Consider the following 943-nt stretch of genomic DNA (forward strand, 5'->3'; position numbering starts at 1 on the left):
CCTGGCGCCGGAGCAGCACGACGGCGACGATGTACCCGATGAAGAGCGGGAGCTGCACGAGCAGGTAGTAGAAGAGAAGCGCGGAGTCGTTCGTGAGCAGGTAGGCGGCGCCGTTCCAGAGGCCGTGCAGGGCGACCGCGAGCGCGAATCCGGCGAGAACGATGAGGACCCGGCCGAGCGCACCGCCGGCCCTGCGCCGGCTCACGATGCCGAACGCGATCCCGGTGCACGCGGTGAACGTGACGTGGGCGAACGGCGAGAAGACCCCGCGGACGAGGAACGTGAAACCGAGCCCGTCTGCACCGCTCTCGAGCATGGCCACGCCGAAGTACTGGATGTTCTCGGAGAACGCGAAACCGGCCGCGATCGTCGCCGCATAGACGATGCCGTCGACGGGCCCGTCGAACGTGCGCCGGAGCACGAGGAACAGCACCAGGATCCCGACGCCCTTCGCGCCCTCCTCGACGAGGGGCGCCTGCAGCACGGCGGCGAACGCATCCGTGCCCGAGCCCGCGCCGCCCGCCTCCGAGCCGGCGCGGGAGCTCCCCGCCGCGGCGAGCGCGAGCTGCACGCCGAAGTCGAAGACGAGGGCCGTGACGACGGAGATGCCGGCTCCCCAGAGGAACGCGAACCAGAGCGCGGGTCGGGGTTCCGGCTCCCAGCGATCGATCCAGCGCACCACGAGCAGGATGCCGGTGAGGGGCACGAGGGCGAGCAGGAGGCAGAGCACGAGGGCGGACGGACCGAGGAACGTGGAGAGGTAGACGAGGACGAGCAGGAGCGCCAGGCTCCCGAAGACGAGCCCGATGATCGTCAGTGCGATCAGGCCGCCCGGGGTACGGCGCACGGGAGCGGTCCACACCGGGGCGACGGGCGTCACCGGCCCGCCGAGGAGTGGGGCGGCGGAACCGGGTGCGGGCTCAGGCGTCATGACCCACAGGAT

Annotated in this window: 1 protein-coding gene; it reads right to left on the reverse strand. The window is 71.3% G+C overall.

Going from position 1 to position 943, the window contains the following annotated elements; all coding sequences use genetic code 11:
- Positions 1 to 931, reverse strand: a 931-nt coding sequence (locus tag QN345_RS19475) for a PrsW family intramembrane metalloprotease (RefSeq protein ID WP_323509167.1), incomplete at its 3' end; no start/stop codon positions are given.
- Positions 932 to 943 lie beyond the last annotated feature (12 nt).

The sequence above is a fragment of the Cryobacterium sp. 10I1 genome (genome assembly GCF_035019805.1).
Classification (GTDB): Bacteria; Actinomycetota; Actinomycetes; order Actinomycetales; family Microbacteriaceae; genus Cryobacterium; species Cryobacterium glucosi.